We start from the raw sequence: 20,889 nt of genomic DNA on the forward strand, positions 1-20,889 counted from the left end.
GGGGTAGGAGAGACGCCAGAGCGAGATACCTCATGCGACCGCAAGGTAGATCTCCATGAACATTTCACTCACCCCACAAGAGATCAAAGTCACTTTTTGCACGGTGTCGAGTTCACTCCTGCTGTGTTCCTCCATGGAAATACTGGCCGCCAGCGATGAGCAGGAAACAACCCCGTGGTATCGCCAGGACATCCCGACACTGAGTTTGTCTACCGTCGCCGTAACCTATCCCGGTCAATTCAGCGCTCATCCCGATCTACGCAGCTCCAGCCTGACCACCGAAGACGCCGCACCCACGGCCTGGGACCAACTCTACGGCCAGCCTTCTCGCCAGGCACAAACCGATTATCTTTCCCAAAGTCTGGCCGTCCCCGGCACCAACGCACTCAAAGGCCCGGCGATCCTCACCCTGCAAAGCGCCAGCGGCCATACGCAAAGGGTCGGTCTTATCGGTAGCACGAATCAGTACCAGCTCAACAACCACGGTGCACCGATCACCCCGGCAATGGCCGATCCCGGCAGCGACAGGCTCAACCTCCAGGGGCAAAGCCTCGGCGCCTACTGGAACCTGACCGGACCACAAGGCTGGTACGTCGACCTGACCGCCAGCGGTGGCCGGGTCAGCGGCTTCAGCCGCAATGAGAAAGGAGCCCGGCAAGCCACCGAGGGCCATGCGGTGACGCTGTCGGTGGAAGGTGGCTTCCCCATCGGCCTGGGCGACAACTGGGTGTTTGAGCCCCAGGCACAGTTGATCAATCAGCGCATCAGCCTTGACGCCCCGTATGCCGGATCCGGCAACGCCTCTTCAACTGACCTGAACTCGTGGAGTGGCCGGGTCGGTGCGCGCTTGCAAGGCAGTTACAATATCAGCGGCTTGCCAGTCGAACCTTATGTGCGGACCAACTTGTGGCACACGGTTTACACCGGCAACACCGTCACCCTCGACCAGGTCGACAAGATCAGCAGCAGCCGCAAATCCTCGACCGTCGAACTGGGTCTGGGCCTGGTGGCCCGGGTGACGCCGTCGGTGAGCCTGTACGTCAGCGCTGACTACAGCAGCGACGTGGACGACAATGACTTGAACGGCTTGATTGGCAGCCTGGGTATACGGATGCGTTGGTGAAGGAACATCGGTCAGGTTGGCCCCTTCGCGAGCAGGCTCGCTCCCACATCCATTCAGTGTGGGAGCGAGCCTGCTCGCGAAAGGCAGCACCGCCGACTTCGGATCAGCCCTGCGGCCTTAACATCAACACCGCCAACGGCGGCAGATTCAGCACCAGCGACAACGCCTGGCCATGGCTCGGCGTTTCCTCGGCAACCGCCCCGCCACTGTTGCCGTAGTTGGAACCGGCATAGATCGACGAATCGCTGTTGAGCACCTCGTTCCACTGCCCGTCAAACGGCACCCCGACGCGATAAGCCTCCCGTGGCACCGGTGTAAAGTTGGCCACCACCAGCACCGGTTCACCATCCTTGCTCCAGCGCAACCACGCATAAACGCTGTTGATCGCGTCATCGCCGATCAGCCATTGGAAACCCTGCGGCACATCGTCCTGCTCATGCAGCGCCGGCGCTTCGCGGTACAAGCGGTTGAGGTCGGTCACCAGTTTCTGCACGCCCTTGTGCTCGGGGTATTGCAACAGATACCAGTCCAGTTGCTGGTCATGGTTCCACTCGCGCCACTGGCCGAACTCGCAGCCCATGAACAACAGCTTCTTGCCCGGATGCGCCCACATGAAACTCAGGTAGGCCCGCAGGTTGGCGAATTTCTGCCAGCGGTCACCGGGCATCTTGTCGATCAGCGAGTGTTTGCCGTGTACCACTTCATCGTGGGAGATCGGCAGGATGAAGCGCTCGGACCACGCATACACCAGGCCGAAGCTCAGCTCGTTGTGGTGATGGGCGCGGTACACCGGGTCCTGCTGGATGTAATGCAGCGAATCGTGCATCCAGCCCATGTTCCATTTGTAGGCAAAGCCCAGGCCGCCCTGTTGCGTGCCCTGGCTGACGCCCGGCCATGCGGTGGATTCTTCGGCGATCACCAAGGCACCGGGTGCTTCGAGGGCGACCACGTCATTGAGGTGGCGCAGGAAGTCGATGGCTTCCAGATTCTCCCGCCCGCCATGGCGGTTCGGCACCCACTCGCCGGCCTTGCGCGAGTAGTCGCGGTACAGCATCGAGGCCACCGCATCGACCCGCAGGCCATCGACATGGAAATGCTTGAGCCAGTGCAGCGCCGACGCCAGCATGTAGCCGTGCACTTCGGTGCGCCCCAGGTTGTAGATCAGCGTGTCCCAGTCCTGATGGAAACCTTCCTGGGGGTTGCCGTACTCGTACAGCGCCGTGCCGTCGAACTGGGCCAGGCCGTGGGTATCGGTGGGGAAATGCGCCGGCACCCAATCGAGAATCACCCCGAGTTCGGCCTGGTGGCAGGCGTTGATGAACGCGGCGAACTGGTCCGGCGTGCCATAGCGCGCACTCGGCGCGAATTGCGACAGCAACTGATAGCCCCACGAACCGCCGAACGGATGCTCCATGATCGGCATCAGTTCGATGTGGGTGAAGCCCAGGTCTTTGACATAGGGAATCAGCCGCTCGGTCAATTCGGGCCAGGTGTACTGGCGGGCCACTTCACCCAAGTCGTCCAGCTCGCATTGCCACGAGCCGGCGTGCAATTCGTAGATCGACAACGGCGCCGTCACCCGATGGCGGTCACCCCGGGACATCATCCAGTCCTGGTCCTGCCAGTCGATGTTCAAGGGTGAGGCGACTTTCGAGGCGGTGTCCGGTGGCAGGCTGGTAGCCAGCGCCACGGGATCGGCCTTCAACGGCAGGATGCCGTGGGCGCCGAGAATCTCGTATTTGTAGGTGTCCCCGGCTTGCAGGCCCGGGATGAACAATTCCCAGACTCCGGTGGGATGACGCAGGCGCATCGGATGCCGGCGCCCGTCCCAGACGTTGAAATCACCGACCACCGACACTCGCCGGGCATTCGGTGCCCACACCGCGAAACGCACGCCGTCGACGCCGTCCACGGTTTTCAGTTGCGCCCCCAGGCACCCGCTGAGGTCGCGGTGATTGCCTTCGGCAAACAGGTACAAATCCATTTCGCCCAACAACGGGCCGAAGCTGTAAGGGTCTTCTGCGGTTTGCTCACCGCCGGCCCAACGGGTGCGTAGCAGGTACGCTTGTGCACGCTGGAAATGGCCGACGAACAAACCCGGGGTCTCCGTGGCTTCAAGATGACCCAGCTCTTCGCCGGAGTCCCTGGTCAGTACCTGCACACTCAGGGCGCCCGGCAGATACGCGCGAATGAATTGCCCGCCGGCACCATCAGCGTGGGGACCGAGAATGGCGAAAGGATCAATATGCTCGGCGCGCACCAATGCATCGATATCCCGCGCCCTGGGCAGCAGCGCTTCTTTGTGATGACCCTGTTCCTTGTTCGAGACACTCATGACTACTCTCCACCAAGATCGGAAAAGGGTTTAAGCCCACTCAATAATCCATATAAACCGTGCAACGGCACGGGCAACCAGGTGGGGCGATTTTCCGCCTCATAGGCCACTTCATACGCCGCCTTCTCCAGACCGAACAACGCCAGCGCGGCATCCTCGCCTTCGGGATCTTGCCATGCATGGGCAAGACTAGCTGCCGCCAGCCGATAAGCGTCGACAAATGCTTGCCGCGCCTCGCTCAAGTAGCGATCGGTGACCCGCAAGCGCGCGGCATCGGCCGTCGCTGTGTTGTCGACGCTTTGCACATTGATCGCCATCGCCGCCGCGTAATCGAAAGAGCGCAGCACGCCGCTCACATCCTTATAGGGGCTGTGTTTGCCCCGTCGTTCATGCAATGGCCGGGCCGGTTCGCCTTCGAAGTCGATCAGGTAGGCATCGCCCTTGATCACCAGCACCTGCCCCAGATGCAGGTCGCCGTGCACACGAATGCGCAAACCGCCCGCAGTCTTTTTGCCCAACGCTTGTACATGGCCGAGGATGGCTTTCCTGTTGTCCAGTAAACGGCCGACCAGGGTCTGGTCCGCCGGGTTCAGTTGATTCTTATGCTGCTTGAGCAAGTTCAGCGCGTGCTCGATTTGCGCCGCGACATCCCTGGCCGAGGCCAGCGCCTCTTTCTGCGTGGTGACCTGGGGCAAGAAGTCCGGGTTGGCACTCGGCGCCGCCAGCACCCGGTGCATTTCCCCCAGGCGCTGACCGAGCATAGCGGCGAAATCTTTCAGTTCGCCTAGCGCGTTGTAATGTTGTTCTTGCTCGGACACGGCGTCGGCCAGCTCATCGCGAAGCGCCCGTTCGAGGTTGTTCTGGGTCCATTCCCAAGCATCGCCCTGATTGCTCAGATAGCCTTGGGCGATCATCAGCAAATTGTCTTCACCCGCCCCGTCCCGGCGCACCACGGCCCCCAGCAATGGCGAAATATTGCTGAACCCGGCTGCGGTCAGGTACGCACTCATTTCCAGCTCAGGGTGCACACCGCAGGCGACCTTGCGGATCAGCTTCAGCACCAGGCTGTTGCCGATCACCACCGAGCTGTTGGACTGCTCGGCGGACAGGTAACGTACCGGCGACTCGGCATTGAGGCCGAGTTTTTCCAGCTCCGCGGTGGACTCGAAGCGAATGTCGCCGTCGCTGGAGGCCAATACGGTACCGGCCTGAATGCCCTGCAATACGGCATGCACAAAGGTGTCCAGGCTGAAGGCATCGGTGATCAGGCCGACCTGGCGTCCGCGCCGTACCCGCGACAATGCCAATTGCTGCGGCAACGGAGTACCGACCTGATCCTCCGAGATAAAGCCGAACGGCAACTGATAGCGGCTGCTCTGGCCAGCGCTGGTGACATTGATCTCGCTGAACAACACCGGGTGTTGCGGATCGCCGAACCGCACGCCATAGACCAGATCGACCTGTTCAATGGCGGCGTCCTTGCCGGCGAACCAGCGGCGGTTCTGCAGCCAGTTGGGCAGGATGCTTTGCTCCAGCGTGGTGCGTGACGGCGCTTCAAGCAGTTCTTCCATGCGTTTTTTCAGCACCAGCGTGGTGAAGTCCGGCAGACTCTGTGCGGGCTCCACGTGCCAGCTCGGCATCTGGTTTTCCGCGGCGAGGCCGAACCAGTAGAAGCCGAAAGGCGCCAGCGTCAGGAGGAAATTCAGCTGGCCGATGGGCGGGAACGCGTTACCCCCGAGCATTTCCACCGGCACCATGCCGACGTAGGACGACAGGTCCAGCTCGGCGGCCTGGGCACTGCGCGACACGTTGGCCACGCACAGAATGACTTCGTGCTTGCCGTCCACCCCGGTGAATTCGCGGGTGTAGGCCAGAATCCGCCGATTGCTCGGCGACAGCATCTTCAACGTACCGCGCCCGAAGGCCTTGGATTGCTTGCGCACGGCGAGCAGGCGCCGGGTCCAGTTGAGCAGCGAATGCGGGTCGCCGGCCTGGGTTTCGACGTTGACCGACAGGTAGCCATATTGCGGGTCCATGATCGGCGGCAGCACCAGGCTCGCCGGGTCGGCGCGGGAGAAACCGCCGTTGCGGTCGATGGACCATTGCATCGGCGTACGCACACCGTCGCGGTCGCCGAGGTAGATGTTGTCGCCCATGCCGATCTCATCGCCGTAGTACAGGGTTGGCGTGCCGGGCATGGACAGCAGCAGGCTGTTGAGCAGCTCGACCCGGCGGCGGTCGCGCTCCATCAGCGGCGCCAGACGTCGACGAATCCCCAGGTTGATCCGCGCGCGGCGGTCGGCGGCGTAGTAATTCCATAGGTAGTCGCGTTCCTTGTCGGTGACCATCTCCAGGGTCAGCTCATCGTGGTTGCGCAGGAAGATTGCCCATTGGCAGTTGGCGGGTATATCCGGGGTTTGGCGCAGAATGTCGGTAATCGGGAAGCGATCTTCCTGGGCCAGCGCCATGTACATGCGCGGCATCAACGGGAAGTGAAAGGCCATGTGGCATTCGTCGCCGTTCAGGCCTTTCTTGTCGGTGTCGCCGAAGTACAACTGGGTGTCTTCCGGCCACTGATTGGCCTCGGCCAGCAGCATGCGGTCGGGGTAGTTGGCGTCGATTTCGGCGCGGATCTTTTTCAGGACGTCGTGGGTTTCCGGCAGGTTCTCGTTGTTGGTGCCGTCGCGTTCGATCAGGTAGGGAATAGCGTCCAGGCGCAAGCCGTCGATGCCCATGTCGAGCCAGTAACGCATCACCGACAGCACCGCTTTCATGACCTGCGGGTTATCGAAGTTCAGGTCCGGCTGGTGGGAGTAGAAACGGTGCCAGAAGTATTGGCCGGCGACCGGGTCCCAGGTCCAGTTGGACTTCTCTGTATCGAGGAAAATGATGCGGGTGCCGTCGTATTTCTGATCGTCATCGGACCACACGTAGAAGTCCCGTGCCGCCGATCCGGGTTTGGCCTTGCGCGCCCGCTGGAACCACGGGTGCTGGTCGGAGGTGTGGTTGATGACCAGCTCGGTGATCACCCGCAGGCCGCGTTTGTGCGCCTCGGCAATGAAACGCCTGGCATCGGCCATGGTGCCGTAGTCACTGTGTACGCCGCGGTACTCGGCGATGTCATAACCGTCGTCACGCCGTGGCGAGGGATAGAACGGCAATAGCCAGATGGTGTTGACGCCCAGGTCGGCGATGTAGTCGAGCTTGGCGATGAGGCCGGGAAAGTCGCCAATCCCGTCGTTGTTGGAGTCGAAATACGATTTGACGTGAACTTGATAGATCACCGCGTCCTTGTACCAGAGCGGGTCCTTGATGAACGTGGCTGCCTTGGGTTTCTTCGCCATGTGAAACTCCTGGTGAATTCATCTTGGCCACAGGCTGAGAATCCCCTGCGGTGTTCTCAAGAGGCGGTAATTCTCCAAATCCCGAACGGCTGATACGCCGGGTCGATCCGCATGAATTGCTGCTTGCCATGCCAGGTCCAGCGATGGCCATTCATCAAGTCTTCGCCCAGGGTGCTGGCGTAGTCCGGCAAGCCCATTTCCCACAACGGCAACTCGAAGTTCGCCTCCTGCACGTTGTGCGGATCGAGACTGACCGCCACCAGAATGAAATTACCTCCATCGGCGCTGCGCTTGCCGAAGTACAGAATGTTGTCGTTCCAGGCGTTGTAGACCTTCAGGCCCAGATGCGTGTGCAACGCCGGGTTCTGCCGACGGATACGGTTGAGTTGGGCGATCTCGGCAATGATGTTGCCCGGCGCATTGAAGTCCCTGGAGCGGATTTCGTACTTCTCGGAATCGAGGTATTCCTCCTTGCCTGGCACTGGTGCTGACTCGCACAACTCGAAACCTGAGTACATGCCCCACAGGCCCGAGCCCATGGTCGCCAGCACGGCGCGGATGAGAAACCCGGGGCGCCCGGATTCGTGGAGGAACGCCGGGTTGATGTCCGGTGTATTGACGAAAAAATTCGGCCGGTAGCATTCGCGCCACGGCGACTCGTTGAGTTCAGTGAAGTAGGTCGCCAGCTCGGCCTTGGTGTTGCGCCAGGTGAAATAGGTATAGCTCTGGGAATAACCGACTTTGCCAAGGCGCGCCATCATGGCCGGGGTGGTAAAGGCTTCGGCGAGGAAGATCACCTCGGGGTACAACGCCCGTACATCGGCGATCAACCATTGCCAGAACGGCAACGGCTTGGTGTGCGGGTTATCGACGCGAAAGATCTTCACGCCCTCTTCTACCCAGCCGACCACGATGTCCCGCAGTTCCACCCACAGGCTCGGAATCGCCTCAGGGGTATAGAAGTCGACGTTGACGATGTCCTGGTATTTCTTCGGTGGGTTCTCCGCGTATTTGATCGTGCCGTCCGGCCGCCAGTTGAACCAGCCCGGGTGTTGCTTGAGCCATGGATGGTCCTGGGAGCACTGGATGGCAAAATCCAGAGCGATTTCCAGGCCATGGGCCGCGGCGGCCGCCACCAGTCGGCGGAAGTCTTCGCGGGTGCCCAATTGCGAGTGAATCGCCTCGTGCCCGCCCTCCTCGCTGCCAATCGCATAGGGGCTGCCCGGATCATCGGGGCCCGCCGTCAGTGAGTTGTTCGGGCCCTTGCGGTAGCTGCGCCCGATCGGGTGGATCGGCGGGAAATACAGCACGTCGAAGCCCATGTCATGGATCATCGCCAGCCGCGAATGCACGTCATTGAAGGTGCCGTGGCGGGCCGGACTGTCGGTGATCGAACGCGGGAACAATTCATACCAACTGGCGAACTGCGCCAGCTCGCGCTCCACATCCACCGGGTACTCCGGGCTCAGGCTCAGGTAGGCACGATGATCGACTTGGGCCATGAGGTCGGCGCTACGCGGGTGCAAAAACAGTGCAATCTGCTCGGTTTCAAGCAACCCTGACAGTTCATGGTGCAAGGCTGCCAGTTGCTCGCTGAGTTGCCCTTCGCTGCGTTCGGCGGCTTGTTGCACATGAATCCGCCCTTCCTGCAATTCCAGGCTGACGGGCACCGCCGCCGCATGCTTCTTTTCCAGCTCATGGCAAAAACTGGCGAACTGATCGATCCAGGCTTCGATACAGAACAGATAAGGGCCCTGGCTGTCGACACGGAACTGCCCTTGCCAACCGTTGTTGCCCAGGTCGTTCATGCCCGCGCTTTGCCAGACGTCCTGGTCTTCGGCCCGCCAGCGCACACGAACCGCCAGCTTGTCATGCCCGTCGGCGAAGACCTTGGCCGTCACCACCACGTCCTGCCCCACCACGGCCTTGACCGCGAACTGCCCGCCTTCAAGGGTCGGCATGATGTTTTCAATGACGATACGCGGCAGCAACAACGCCTGCGACAGCGGCATATGCGGGTTGTAGCTCAACTCAGTCGGTTTTTCAGCCGTCATCGAGCCTCTCTCCTTACGCCCCATGGACGCGCTTGTGTCTGGTCGCCACCCCGCCGGGCGATCCGCCCCGGGATGCACTCACTTAGGTTCCGAGCGACAGCCGCCGGGAAAGTTTCATCGACAGTTACCGGATTCAAGTCCTACGCGCTGCGGTCAACCGACCAGTCCACCTACTTAAGCACGACTCACGCCATGTGCCACCGCAGGCTTGAACAATGAACAATCCATTCCCTGCACGACCCAGCCGCCAAGGGAAGAACCGCCAACGACAATGCCTCCGGTGATTGTGAATCCGCAATGAAGACAGTTGATCGTTCCCGCGTCGAAAGCAGGGACGATTATGAAAAATGAATGACTCTTCCCAAGAACGCGTAGTACCGATCCTAAAGCAGCAATCCTGCCCGTCCGACACTTTACGAAACTTACACCCTCCGCCTTATATAGCCATCACTCCGTCAGCCTTGAGCGTGGCCAGCCATGAAAACGATTTTTCCCAGCGTCAACGAATTCGCAGACCGAGCTGGCGCACAGCACCACGCGCTCTACCGTGAACGACCAATCGACGGCTGGCCTTCCTTTGAAAATATTCAACTACGAATTTCTTTGCTTCGAAGCCGAACGCAACCCCTCAAAACAATCAACCAGAAGCTCAATCATCAGGGATCTGGAGAATCATCTGCTGCACGGTGAAATTGACTACAGCCAGCACGAACTCTCGGAAACAAAGAGCAACGAGCCGGAATCAGGCTGTGAAACAACCTCCGCGGACAGGGTGAATACCTGACAGGCAGGCGCGGTGGACGGGCGCCGGCATTTGAAAGCCACCGACAGTGGTTCGGTGATTTGACCGGGATTGATCCGCACTTGCCGCCGCTGTTTTGGAAAGGCCCATGGGCCCGGCAGCGGCGGCTGCTTCAAGTTGTCGCAGGCTGAGCAAACACAGCCATCTGATCCGCTTTTTAATGCAATACCTGAGTCTGTTATGCAAACAGATCGCCGCTCATAGTGCTCATGCCTGATGGAGGCTGATGAGCGAAAGACCATGAGCGAGAGAATCCCCGTCCGAACCGTAGAAACATTCGAGCCTTCGCGTCCAAAGATGAAGGTCAAAGCCAGCGACAACCAGATCCACACCCGCAGCTTCACCGGGCTGTTCCGCAACCTGCGCATCAGCGGCGCCGGTTTTCTGTTTGTGCTGTTTTTCGGCACCGTGTGGTTGAACTGGGGCGGCCGCCAGGCGGTGCTCTGGGACCTGTCCGAAAGCAAGTTCCATATCTTCGGCGCGACCTTCTGGCCGCAGGATTTCATCCTGCTCTCAGCGTTGTTGATCATTGCCGCGTTCGGTCTGTTTGCGATCACCGTGTTCGCGGGACGGGTCTGGTGCGGCTACACCTGCCCACAAAGTTCGTGGACCTGGATCTTCATGTGGTGCGAGAAGATCACCGAAGGCGAACGCAACCAGCGGATCAAGTTGCAAGCCGCGCCGTGGGGCCTGAACAAGCTGATGCGTCGCTCGGCCAAGCACACCTTATGGCTGGCCATCAGCCTGATGACCGGCCTGACGTTCGTCGGCTACTTCACGCCGATCCGGCCATTGGCCGAAGAGCTGCTGACCTTCCAGATGAGTGGCGTCAGCCTGTTCTGGGTGCTGTTTTTTACCGGTGCCACGTACATCAATGCCGGTTGGCTGCGTGAAGCGGTGTGCATGCACATGTGCCCCTACGCGCGGTTCCAGAGCGTGATGTTCGACAAGGACACCCTGACCATTTCCTACGACGTGGCCCGAGGCGAAAACCGTGGCCCGCGCAAACGCGAGGTCAAACCCGTCGAGGTCGGTTTGGGCGACTGCATCGATTGCCAACTGTGCGTACAGGTCTGCCCGACCGGCATCGACATTCGCGATGGCCTGCAGATGGAATGCATCGGTTGCGCCGCCTGCATCGACGCCTGCGATTCGATCATGGACAAAATGGGCTACGCCCCAGGATTGATCAGCTACACGTCCGAGCATCAGTTGCAGGGTGGCAAGACACACCTGTTGCGTCCGCGCCTTATCGGCTACACCGCCGTGCTGCTGGTAATGATCGCAGCCCTGGTGATGGCGCTGGTGGAACGGCCGATGGTGTCCCTCGACGTCAGCAAGGACCGGGGCCTGTTCCGCGAGAACAGCCAGGGGCAGATCGAAAACATCTACAGTCTGAAGGTGATCAACAAAACCCAGCAGCGTCAGGACTATCAATTGAGCCTGGTGGATGCCGATGATTTCCAATTGCAGGGCAGGACCGAATTCAGCCTGGCGCCGGGCGAGATTGTCGATGTGCCGGTGTCGGTGGCGATGCTCACGGAGCGCCCGGCCAGCAGTTCACAGAGCATCGGCTTCAAGGTGGTCGACAGTGATGAGCCTGGCGTCTACAGCGTGGCGAAGAGCCGGTTTGTTGCGCCGATGAATCGCTGAGCCTTTAAGATGCTGACCTTTGTGAGTTGTGGTCCCCCTCACCACAATTAATCGAACCGACTCCATTGCGGGACACCGATGAAACGCTACGAAAAATTCGCCGACGACATCGCAGAACTGATCCGCTCCGGCGTCCTGGGTCCCGGCCAGCGGGTGCCGTCGGTGCGCTATGCCAGCCAGACCTACGGCGTCAGCCCGTCCACGGTGTTCCAGGCCTACTACCTGCTGGAACGTCGTGGACTGATCCGCGCACGTCCGCGCTCCGGCTATTTCGTCAACGCCCATGCACCCCGGCCGTTTTCCGAGCCGGTGATCAGCAATGAGGTCAACGAGTCCACGGAAGTCGACGTCAGCGAACTGGTGTTCTCGGTGCTCGACTCGATCAAGGATCCGAACACCGTGCCCTTCGGCTCGGCGTTCCCCAGCCCGATGCTGTTTCCCCTGCAACGCTTGTCCCGTTCCCTGGCCAGCGCCAGCCGCGAGATGGACCCGCGCATGGTGGTCACCGACATGTCGCCGGGTAACCCGCAACTGCGTCGGCAAATCGCCCTGCGTTACATGGTCGGCGGGCTGATGTTGCCCATGGAAGAGTTGCTGATCACCAACGGTGCCCTGGAGGCCCTCAACCTGTGTCTGCAGGCGGTGACGGAGCCTGGCGATCTGGTGGCCATCGAAGCCCCGGCGTTCTACGCCTGCCTGCAAGTGCTCGAACGCCTGAAACTCAAGGCCGTGGAAATTCCCGTGCACCCGCGAGACGGCATCGACCTCGGCGTGCTCGAACAAACCCTGGAGCGCCATCCGATCAAGGCCTGCTGGTGCATGACCAGTTTCCAGAATCCCATGGGCGCGACCCTGCCCGAGGCCAAGAAACAGCAGCTTGTGGAATTGTTGCGGCGCCATCAGGTGCCGCTGATCGAGGACGATGTCTACGCCGAACTCTATTACGGCCAACAAGCACCGAAACCGGCCAAGGCCTTTGATACCGAAGGCCTGGTGATGCACTGCGGCTCGTTCGCCAAGAGCCTGGCCCCCGGCTACCGCATCGGCTGGGTCGCCGCCGGGCGTTACGCACAGAAAATCGAACGGCTGAAACTCATGACTTCGCTGTGCGCCTCGATGCCGGCCCAGGCCGCCATCGCCGATTACCTGCAACACGGTGGTTACGACCGGCACCTGCGCAAGTTGCGTCACGCGCTGGAAGATCAGCAAAGCGCCATGCTCGCCGCCATCGCCCGGTATTTCCCGGCGCAAACGCGGGTCAGCCAACCGGCGGGCGGGTACTTTCTGTGGCTGGAATTACCGGAGCAGATGGATTCGTTGAAGTTGTTCCAGATGGCATTGGCGCAAGGCATCAGCATTGCACCGGGGCCGATCTTTTCACCGACCCAGCGCTTCAGAAATTGCATTCGGCTGAATTACGGCAGCCCGTGGACCGAGGATTCGGAGAAGGCGATGGAGACGTTGGGGCGGATTGTGCGGTCGTTCTGATGGTTGGATGTTGCCTGCACTATCGCCTTCGCGAGCAAGCCCGCTCCCACAAGGGTTTATCGGTGTACACAATATCTGTGAACACTGGAGATCCACTGTGGGAGCGAGCTTGCTCGCGATGAGGCCAGCGCAAACAACACCTGTCTCAGGAGTTAACGCCCACCACCAAGATCAACAAAAGTCCCGGTCGCATAAGAAGCCTTGTCCGACAGCAACCAGACAATCGCCTCTGCCACTTCATCCGGGCGCCCGCCCCGAGCCATCGGAATCGCCGATTCCAGCTTGCTGACCCGATCCGGATCGCCGCTCAAGGCATGGAAATCGGTATAGATGAAGCCGGGGCGCACGGCGTTGACGCGAATCCCCTCACCCGCCACTTCCTTGGACAGGCCGATGGTGAAGGTGTCCAGCGCGCCTTTGGACGCTGCGTAATCCACGTACTCGTTGGGTGATCCCAAGCGCGAGGCGACCGATGATACGTTGACGATGCTGCCGCCCTGCCCGCCGTGCCTGGGCGACATGCGCAAGATCGCGTGCTTGGCACAGAGGATCGGCGCCAGGACGTTGGTTTTCATGATTTTGAGAATGCGGAACTCGGACATTTCGTCGACCCGGGACTTCTGCCCGACGGTGCCGGCGTTGTTCACCAGTGCGGTGACCCGGCCCAGTTCACTGTCGACCCGATGGAACAGCGCGATGACTTCGTCTTCGATGCTGACATCGGCCCGTACCGCAATGGCTTGCGCACCGAGAGCGCGGACTTGCTCCAGCACGGCGAGTGCAGACTGTTCGTCCGCCTGATAGTTGATGCAGATCCGATAGCCCTGCGCGGCGGCCAACAGAGCGGTGGCGGCACCAATGCCGCGGCTACCGCCGGTGATGACGATGACTTTGTCCATGCGAGCTTTCCCCCAATCAAAGCTTAAACGGTCGGGGGCAAGAATAACCGCCATTGACGGTTTTTGCATGGCTTCACATCAGCTGTCATGTCATCGACATCTCGAACTCTGTACTGGCTTTCAACTGCTCGACCAATTGCTCCCCGCGATGGATTTCCACCATGAACCCTGCGGCGGGCAGAGGATGCCCCAGCAGGTAACCCTGCAACGAATCGCAGCCGAGTTGAGTCAGGAAGTCCTGCTGCACTCCCGTCTCCACACCTTCGGCGACAATGCGCAGCCCCAGCGCCTGGCCAAGGGCGACGATGGCCGAAACGATGGCCGCGTCGTCGCTGTCGTGCTCCAGGTCCCGGACAAAACCACGGTCGATCTTAAGCTCGTTGGCCGGCAGGCGCTTGAGGTACATCAAACTCGAATAGCCAGTGCCAAAATCGTCGATGGACAGGTCGACGCCCATTTCCGACAGTTCCTGCAGCACCGTCATGCTCGCGTCGGCATCGCTCATGGCGGTGGTTTCGGTGATTTCCAGGGTCAGGCTGTTGGCCGGCAGATGGTGCGTCGCCAGCGCCTTGGCAACGCTCTGGACCAGCCCGGCATGGCAAAACTGAATGGCCGACAGGTTCACCGCGATGCGCCACTCGGTGTAGCCCAGCACGTACCACTCGCGCATCTGGCGGCACGCTTCGTTGAGCACCCACTCGCCGATCGGAATGATCAGTCCGGTCTTTTCCGCCATTTCGATGAATTTATCCGGCAACAGCATCCCTTGCGTCGGGTGCTCCCAGCGCAACAAAGCCTCGGCGCCCACTGGCCGGCCATTGGCGGCGTCGAACTTGGGCTGGTAATGCAGGCTGAATTCCTGCTGTTCCACGGCATTGCGCAGGTCCTGCAGCAATTGCAGCTGTTTGCGGGCGTTGCTGTTCATCGAGGCATCGAAAAAGCTGTAGCCGTTTTTACCCGCGCCTTTGGCGTGATACATCGCCGCGTCGGCGTTCATCAGCAATTCGTGGGCGGACTGCCCGTTACCCGGGTAGAGCGCGATGCCGACGCTGGCGGAAATGTGCAAATCATGTTCGGCAACCCGGAACGCGCGCGCGATCAACCCGACCTGACGGGCCGCGAGGTTCAAGGCGTCGTTCTGTTCGCTCAATTGCACCAGCAACACGAACTCATCGCCGCCGATCCGCGCCAGGGTGTCCTGGCTGCGCAATTCTTCGCGCAGGCGCACGGCCACTTCGCGCAACAGCAGATCACCCATGTGGTGGCCGAAGGCATCGTTGACCGGTTTGAAGCCGTCCAGGTCGATGAACATCAGGGCAAAGCACCCCCCCTGTTCCCGGACCCGCGACATGGCCTGATCGATTCGATCGGCGAGCAACGTCCGGTTCGGCAACCCGGTGAGGGTGTCGTGCAGGGCCAGTTGGGTCAGCTCACGGTTGGCCTCGGTCAGCGACCGGGCCAGGTTCGCGGTACGAGCCTCCAGGCGTGCATCGAGGATCGAGGTCAGCAAGGCGATGCTCAGCACCGCCAACGTGGTGATCAGCACCAGGTTGTCCAGGCCATTGCCGCTCAATCCATTGACCGCTGCGCCACAAAAACTGCCGTCGGCAAAGCGTGCGGCGGCCATCCCGGTGTAGTGCATACCGACGATGGCGATGCCCATGATCACCGCGGCACCGCCACGAATCAGACGGACATAAGGCGTGTGCCGGCGTAGATGGAAAGCGATCCACAATGCCGCGCCCGAAGCACCGACAGCGATCAGCAGCGAGGCGCCGAACAGAGTCGGGTCGTAGTCGATGCCCGGCTGCATGCGCATGGCGGCCATGCCGGTGTAGTGCATCGCGCTGATGCCGGCGCCCATGACCAACGCGCCAAAGGCCAGCTGCCAGGCCGGCAATTGCGGCTGGCTGACCAGCCACAGCGCAAAACCGCTGGAGAGCACGCCGATCAGCAGCGACAACAGGGTGATGGCGCCGTCGTACCCCAGGCCGATCGGCAACTTGAACGCGAGCATGCCGATAAAGTGCATCGACCAGATGCCGATGCCCATGGCAACGGCCCCGCCCGCGGTCCACAAATGCACGGCGCGGCCTTTGGCGGTGGCAATGCGTCCGGTAAGGTCGAGTGCGGTGTATGAGGCAAGAATCGCTACACAGAGCGAAATAATGACCAGGGTGGGGGAATAGCTGCCGATGAGCATGGAGACTTCTCGCGAACGCCCCCCTTATTGGTATTGATTCTCGCTGGGGGGCAAATGCGGCGATTGTACTGATTCCAAATGAGAACGCACTCACAAAATGAGCAAAGGGCCATCAGTCCGATGAAACGCTTGTTTTAAGGTTTTACATTAACTGGCCTCATGGCCTGAAAATGCCGAGCTAAAGCCTTTGTGGGAGTTGTTACACCGCCAATTGTGGCGAGGGGGCTTGCCCCCGCTCGAGCGCGAAGCGGTCGCAAAAAAGGCGACCATGATCATTCTGCAGGAATGTGGGTGCCAGAATTCAGGGCCGCTTCGCGACCCAACGGGGGCAAGCCCCCTCGCCACAAGCAAGCTCCCTCGCCACAGTTGCCGCTGTGTTCCTCTGATCCGGGTTACTGGCTATCACTCACCTCAAGCTGCCCGTCCCAGCCACCCCCCAACGCGGCAATCAACTGCACGCTGGCTAATAATCGGCTTTGCAGCAGGTCCAGATTACTGCGCTCATTGCTCAGCGCCGCCGCCTGAGTCACCACCACATCGATGTACGCAATCAAGCCGGCCTTGTACTGGTTCTGGGTCAGGCGCAACGATTCCCGGGCGGCGTCCAGTGCCTGTTGGCGCACAACGGCTTCGTCCTGAAGCACCTTGAGCTGTACCAGGAAGTTTTCCACCTCGCGGAAACCGTCCAGCACGGTCTGGCGGTACCTGGCCACCGTTTCGTCATAGGCCGCTTCACTGCGGTCGACTTCCGCCGAGCGCTGGCCGCCGTCGAACAAGGTCATGGCCAATTGCGGTCCGACCGACCAGAAGCGGTTCGGCAGGCTGATCCAGTTGGAATAGGTGCTGCTGCTGTAGCCGCCGTTCATGTTCAATGTCAGGTCGGGGTAATAGGCGGCCTTGGCCACACCAATGTTGGCGTTGGCGGCCATCACCGAGCGCTCGGCGGAAGCAATGTCCGGGCGACGCTCCAGCAACTGCGAAGGCAGCGCCGGCGGCACTTGCGGCAACTGCGGGATGTCCTGGCTTTCCGCCAGGCTGAACTCAGCCGGCGGCAGGCCGATCAGCACGGCGATGGCGTTCTCGAACTGGGCGCGTTGCCAGATCAGGTCGACCATATCGGCTTCGGTGCCTTTGAGCTGTGTCTGGGCCTGGGCCACTGCGTCCTTGCCCGATACGCCTGCGCGGTACTGGTTCTCGGTCATCTTCAACGAACGCTGATAAGCCTCGACCGTGTCCTGGAGCAAGCGCTTCTGGCCATCGATCACCCGCAGTTGCAGGTAATTCTGCACCAGCTCCGACTGTTGACTCAGGCGCATGGCCGCCAAGTCGGCAAAGCTTGCCTGGGCGTTGGCGGTGTCGGCTTCGAGGCCTCGGCGCAGCTTGCCCCACACGTCCGCTTCCCAACTGACGCCCGCCTGGGCCGAATACGTGTCGCGAATACCGCTGGACGAACTGCTCAGGCTGGAGTTGCTGCTGCCGGTGCCCTGGCTTGAACGGTTCTTGCTGACGTTCAGGTCCACCGTCGGAAAAAACGCCCCCCGTGCGCTGCGCACCAAGGCCTGGGCCTGGCGGTACTGCGCTTCGGACTGGGCGACGGTCTGGTTGGCGCTGTTGAGTTTTTCGATCAGGTCGTTGAGCTGCCGGTCGCCATACAACTCCCACCACGCGCCGCGCGCCAGGGCATCGCTGGGGTTGGCCTGACGCCAGCCCTCTGCCGCCTTGTATTGCGCAGGTTCGGCGGTTTGCGGGCGCTGGTAATCCGGGCCGACGGCGCAGGCACTGAGCATCGCCACGCACAGTGACAAGCTCAACAGGCGCGAGCCTCTGGCCATGAGCAGCGGTGCAGCCAGGTTGAAAAGCGAACGGTCAGTCATAGCGGAGTTTCCAGAGCAGCATCGGTACGCACCCCACGCCATTTATTGAAGCGATGGCGCAGTTTGTCGAGATAGAGGTAAACCACCGGGGTGGTGTAAAGCGTCAGCACCTGGCTGAAGATCAGCCCGCCGATAATGGTCAGGCCCAGCGGCTGGCGCATTTCCGCCCCTTCGGCGCGGCTCAGCAGCAACGGCAAGGCACCGAGGATCGCCGCCAGGGTGGTCATAAGGATAGGTCGCAAACGTTGCAGGCAGGCGCTGCGAATCGATTCCAGCGGGGCCATGCCCTGGTTTCGTTCCAGCTGCAACGCCAGGTCAATCATCAGAATCGCGTTTTTCTTCACCACGCCGATCAGCAGAAACAGTCCCAGCAACGAAATCAGGCTGAATTCGCCGCCCAGCGCATAGATCGACAGCAACGCGCCGACCCCGGCCGACGGCAAGGTCGAGAGAATCGTCAGCGGGTGAATGTAGCTTTCATACAACACACCCAAGACCAGATACACCGCCACCAGCGCCCCCAGAATCATCCACGGCTGACTTTTCTGAGTCGCCGCGAAAGCGTCGGCTGTGCCGGCCATTTTCGCGATCACGTCTTCGGGCAGGCCGACCTTGGCAATCGCCCGCTCGATGGCGGCACCGCCCTGCTCCACGGTCACGCCTTCAGCCATGTCGAAGGCAATGCTTTCCGAAGCAAACTGGCCTTCGTGGCTGACCCGGTCATTTTCCAGGCTGTTTTCGTAATGGGCGATGGTCGACAGCGGGATCCGCGCGCCGTCAGCGGTGATCACCTGGACCTGCTTGAGGGTGATCGGGTCCTGGGCGTACTTCGGATTGACCTCCATCACCACCTGATACTGGTTGAGGCTGTCGTAGATGGTCGATATCTGCCGCTGGCTGTAGGCGTTGTTCAGCACCGCCGTGACCATGTCCATGTCGACACCCAGGCGCTTGGCCTGGTCACGGTCGACGATCAGGGTCACTTGCCGGGCGCCGCGGCCTTCCCGCGCATCGATCGCCGTCAGCTCCGGCAAGGCCTTGAGCGCGGTGACGACTTTCGGATACCACTCGCGCAATGCCCCCAGATCCCCGCTCTGCAGGATGTACGAGTACTGCGAGGTGGTCTGCTCACGACCGCCACCAAATTGCAGGTCCTGGTCCGCCATGAGCATCAGTTGTGCCCCGGGCACCTTGGGCATTTCCTTGCGCAGTCGTTCGATGACTTTCTGCGCGGAAATGCTCCGTTCCTTGATCGGCTTGAGGCGCACCAGCATGAAGGCGTTGTTGGTGCCGTTGTTGCCGCCAATGAACCCGGCGACGCTTTCTACCGCTTCATCCTTCAACACAGCCCGGCGGAAAATCTCCATCTTCGGCTGCATCACACTGAAGGACAGGCCGTCGTCACCGCGCACGAAACCGATCAGCTGACCGGTATCCTGCTGCGGTAAAAATGCTTTAGGAACAATAACATATAGCGCAATGTTAATGCCAATTGTCACGAACAGACTGAGCAGGGTCAGGCGCTTGTGACGCAGCACCCAGTCGAGACTGGTGGCGTATTTGCCGACCATCCAGTCGTTGGTCCGCCGACTCCAGCGTTGCAGGCGGTTCTCCTGCCCCGGCGTGTGCGGCTTGAGCCAGCGGGCGCAGAGCATCGGGGTCAGAGTCAACGACACTACCAGCGAGACCATGATGGCTGCCGCCAGGGTGATGGAGAATTCGCGGAACAGGCTTTCAATGATCCCGCCCATGAACAGGATCGACAGGAACACCGCCACCAGCGATACGTTCATCGACAGCAAGGTAAAACCGACTTCCTGGGCACCCAGGTACGCGGCACGCATCGGCCGCACGCCTTCGTCGATGTGCCGGGAAATGTTCTCCAGCACCACAATGGCATCGTCCACCACCAGCCCGGTGGCCAGGATCAGCGCCATCAGCGACAGGTTGTTCAGCGAAAAGCCGTAGAGGTACATCACGGCAAAGGTGCCGACCAGCGACACCGGCACCGCCAGGGTCGGGATCAGCGAAGCGCGGAAGTTACCGAGGAACAGGAACACCACCAGGATCACCAGCGCCACGGCGATCAGCAGGGTCATTTCCGCTTCGTGCAACGTGGCCTTGATCACCGGCGAGCGGTCCATGGCCAGGTTCAGCTTGACGCTGGCCGGCAGCACCGCCTGCAACGCCGGCAACTGGGCCTTGATCTCGTTGACCGTCTCGATGATGTTGGCGCCGGCCTGCCGGTTGATCACCAGCAGTACCGCCGCGTCGTCGTTGAAGAAACCGCTGTTGTAGCGGTCCTCGACGCCATCGCTGACCTTGGCCACATCCTTCAGGCGCAGGGCCGCGCCGCCGTTGTAGTGGATGATCAGCGACTCGTAGTCCTTGGCTTTTTCCAGCTGGTCGTTGGCCTGGACCTGCCACAGCCGCTGATCGTCTTCCACCGAGCCCTTGGGCCGGCGCACGTTGGCATTGGCGATGGTGTTGCGCACATCGTCCAGGGCCACGCCGTACTGGTTCAGCGACTGCGGTTCGAGCTCGATACGTACCGCCGGCAGCGAGCTGCCGCCGATCTGCACCTCGCCAACGCCCTGCACCTGGGACAGGCTCTGGGACAGAATCGTCGAGGCCAGGTCATAGAGCTGGCCTTTTTCCAGCACATCGGACGTCAGCGACAGCACCATGATCGGCGCCTGGGACGGGTTGACCTTCTTGTAGGTCGGCATGCTGCGCATCCCGCTGGGCAGCAGGGTGCGCGAGGCGTTGATGGCCGCCTGCACTTCCCGCGCCGCGCCGTTGATGTCGCGGTCCAGGTCGAATTGCAGGATTACCCGGGTCGAGCCCTGGCTGGAGCGGCTGCTCATGGTGTTGACCCCGGCAATGCTGCCGAAGGAACGCTCCAGAGGCGTGGCCACGGTCGACGCCATCACCTCGGGGCTGGCCCCGGGCAGGCTGGCCTGGACCACGATCACCGGAAAGTCCATTTGCGGCAGCGGCGACACGGGCAGCAAACCGAAACTCACGCCGCCCAGCAGCATGATGGCCAATGAAAGCAGCATGGTTGCCACGGGGCGTTTGATGAATGGACCCGAGAGATTCATAGGTGGCAAC

Annotated in this window: 11 protein-coding genes; 4 read left to right on the top strand and 7 right to left on the bottom strand. The window is 61.1% G+C overall.

Annotation, left to right across the window (positions count from 1 at the left end; genetic code table 11):
* Nucleotides 1-55: 55 nt before the first annotated feature.
* Nucleotides 56-1,123 carry an autotransporter outer membrane beta-barrel domain-containing protein gene (locus KGA96_RS09800; RefSeq protein WP_223512600.1) on the top strand — a complete coding sequence of 356 codons (1,068 nt, stop codon included), beginning with the start codon at nucleotides 56-58 and terminating at the stop codon, nucleotides 1,121-1,123.
* 103 nt (nucleotides 1,124-1,226) lie between these two features.
* Here KGA96_RS09800 and glgB read toward each other — a convergent pair whose 3' ends face one another.
* The 3 genes from glgB to KGA96_RS09815 are packed head-to-tail and all read right to left on the bottom strand — an operon-like array spanning nucleotide 1,227 to nucleotide 8,856.
* Nucleotides 1,227-3,458 (bottom strand): 1,4-alpha-glucan branching protein GlgB, encoded by a 2,232-nt coding sequence (gene glgB, locus KGA96_RS09805; RefSeq protein WP_223512603.1) that lies wholly within the window; start codon nucleotides 3,456-3,458, stop codon nucleotides 1,227-1,229.
* Nucleotides 3,459-3,460: 2 nt separating this feature from the next.
* Nucleotides 3,461-6,802: a maltose alpha-D-glucosyltransferase gene (gene treS, locus KGA96_RS09810; protein ID WP_223512606.1), complete on the bottom strand. Its 3,342-nt coding sequence runs from the start codon at nucleotides 6,800-6,802 to the stop codon at nucleotides 3,461-3,463.
* 56 nt (nucleotides 6,803-6,858) lie between these two features.
* Nucleotides 6,859-8,856 carry an alpha-1,4-glucan--maltose-1-phosphate maltosyltransferase gene (locus tag KGA96_RS09815; RefSeq protein WP_223512609.1) on the bottom strand — a complete coding sequence of 666 codons (1,998 nt, stop codon included), beginning with the start codon at nucleotides 8,854-8,856 and terminating at the stop codon, nucleotides 6,859-6,861.
* Nucleotides 8,857-9,403: 547 nt separating this feature from the next.
* Here KGA96_RS09815 and KGA96_RS09820 point away from each other — a divergent pair.
* The 3 genes from KGA96_RS09820 to mapR all read left to right on the top strand — a co-directional run bounded on the left by KGA96_RS09820 (nucleotide 9,404) and on the right by mapR (nucleotide 12,799).
* A complete protein-coding gene (locus tag KGA96_RS09820; RefSeq protein ID WP_223466976.1) occupies nucleotides 9,404-9,640 on the top strand; it encodes a hypothetical protein in 237 nt (78 codons plus the stop codon).
* A 258-nt stretch (nucleotides 9,641-9,898) separates the two neighbouring features.
* On the top strand, nucleotides 9,899-11,311 hold the full coding sequence (gene ccoG, locus KGA96_RS09825) for a cytochrome c oxidase accessory protein CcoG (RefSeq protein WP_223512613.1): 1,413 nt from the start codon (nucleotides 9,899-9,901) through the stop codon (nucleotides 11,309-11,311).
* A 78-nt stretch (nucleotides 11,312-11,389) separates the two neighbouring features.
* Complete coding sequence (gene mapR, locus KGA96_RS09830) at nucleotides 11,390-12,799, top strand: GntR family transcriptional regulator MpaR (protein WP_046037127.1); 1,410 nt, start codon at nucleotides 11,390-11,392, stop codon at nucleotides 12,797-12,799.
* 152 nt (nucleotides 12,800-12,951) lie between these two features.
* Here the strand turns inward: mapR and KGA96_RS09835 are convergent, their stop codons facing one another.
* From KGA96_RS09835 to KGA96_RS09850, 4 genes are all read right to left on the bottom strand, one after another.
* A complete protein-coding gene (locus KGA96_RS09835; protein WP_046037129.1) occupies nucleotides 12,952-13,698 on the bottom strand; it encodes an SDR family oxidoreductase in 747 nt (248 codons plus the stop codon).
* Between the two features lie 85 nt (nucleotides 13,699-13,783).
* A complete protein-coding gene (locus tag KGA96_RS09840; RefSeq protein ID WP_046037130.1) occupies nucleotides 13,784-15,901 on the bottom strand; it encodes a putative bifunctional diguanylate cyclase/phosphodiesterase in 2,118 nt (705 codons plus the stop codon).
* 392 nt (nucleotides 15,902-16,293) lie between these two features.
* On the bottom strand, nucleotides 16,294-17,775 hold the full coding sequence (locus tag KGA96_RS09845) for an efflux transporter outer membrane subunit (protein ID WP_223466974.1): 1,482 nt from the start codon (nucleotides 17,773-17,775) through the stop codon (nucleotides 16,294-16,296).
* Complete coding sequence (locus KGA96_RS09850; RefSeq protein ID WP_223512615.1) at nucleotides 17,772-20,879, bottom strand: efflux RND transporter permease subunit; 3,108 nt, start codon at nucleotides 20,877-20,879, stop codon at nucleotides 17,772-17,774. Before KGA96_RS09850 ends, KGA96_RS09845 begins: the two co-directional genes overlap by 4 nt.
* Between the last annotated feature and the right edge of the window lie 10 nt (nucleotides 20,880-20,889).

The sequence above is a fragment of the Pseudomonas sp. GL-R-26 genome, from assembly GCF_019947365.1.
In the GTDB taxonomy this organism is placed as follows: Bacteria; Pseudomonadota; Gammaproteobacteria; order Pseudomonadales; family Pseudomonadaceae; genus Aquipseudomonas.

Coding starts and splice junctions, on each gene's coding strand:
- ccoG (WP_223512613.1), top strand. CDS start 9,899: ATGAGCGAGAGAATCCCCGTCCGAACCGTAGAAACATTCGAGCCTTCG.
- KGA96_RS09840 (WP_046037130.1), bottom strand. CDS start 15,901: ATGCTCATCGGCAGCTATTCCCCCACCCTGGTCATTATTTCGCTCTGT.
- KGA96_RS09800 (WP_223512600.1), top strand. CDS start 56: ATGAACATTTCACTCACCCCACAAGAGATCAAAGTCACTTTTTGCACG.
- mapR (WP_046037127.1), top strand. CDS start 11,390: ATGAAACGCTACGAAAAATTCGCCGACGACATCGCAGAACTGATCCGC.
- KGA96_RS09850 (WP_223512615.1), bottom strand. CDS start 20,879: ATGAATCTCTCGGGTCCATTCATCAAACGCCCCGTGGCAACCATGCTG.
- treS (WP_223512606.1), bottom strand. CDS start 6,802: ATGGCGAAGAAACCCAAGGCAGCCACGTTCATCAAGGACCCGCTCTGG.
- KGA96_RS09835 (WP_046037129.1), bottom strand. CDS start 13,698: ATGGACAAAGTCATCGTCATCACCGGCGGTAGCCGCGGCATTGGTGCC.
- KGA96_RS09845 (WP_223466974.1), bottom strand. CDS start 17,775: ATGACTGACCGTTCGCTTTTCAACCTGGCTGCACCGCTGCTCATGGCC.
- glgB (WP_223512603.1), bottom strand. CDS start 3,458: ATGAGTGTCTCGAACAAGGAACAGGGTCATCACAAAGAAGCGCTGCTG.
- KGA96_RS09815 (WP_223512609.1), bottom strand. CDS start 8,856: ATGACGGCTGAAAAACCGACTGAGTTGAGCTACAACCCGCATATGCCG.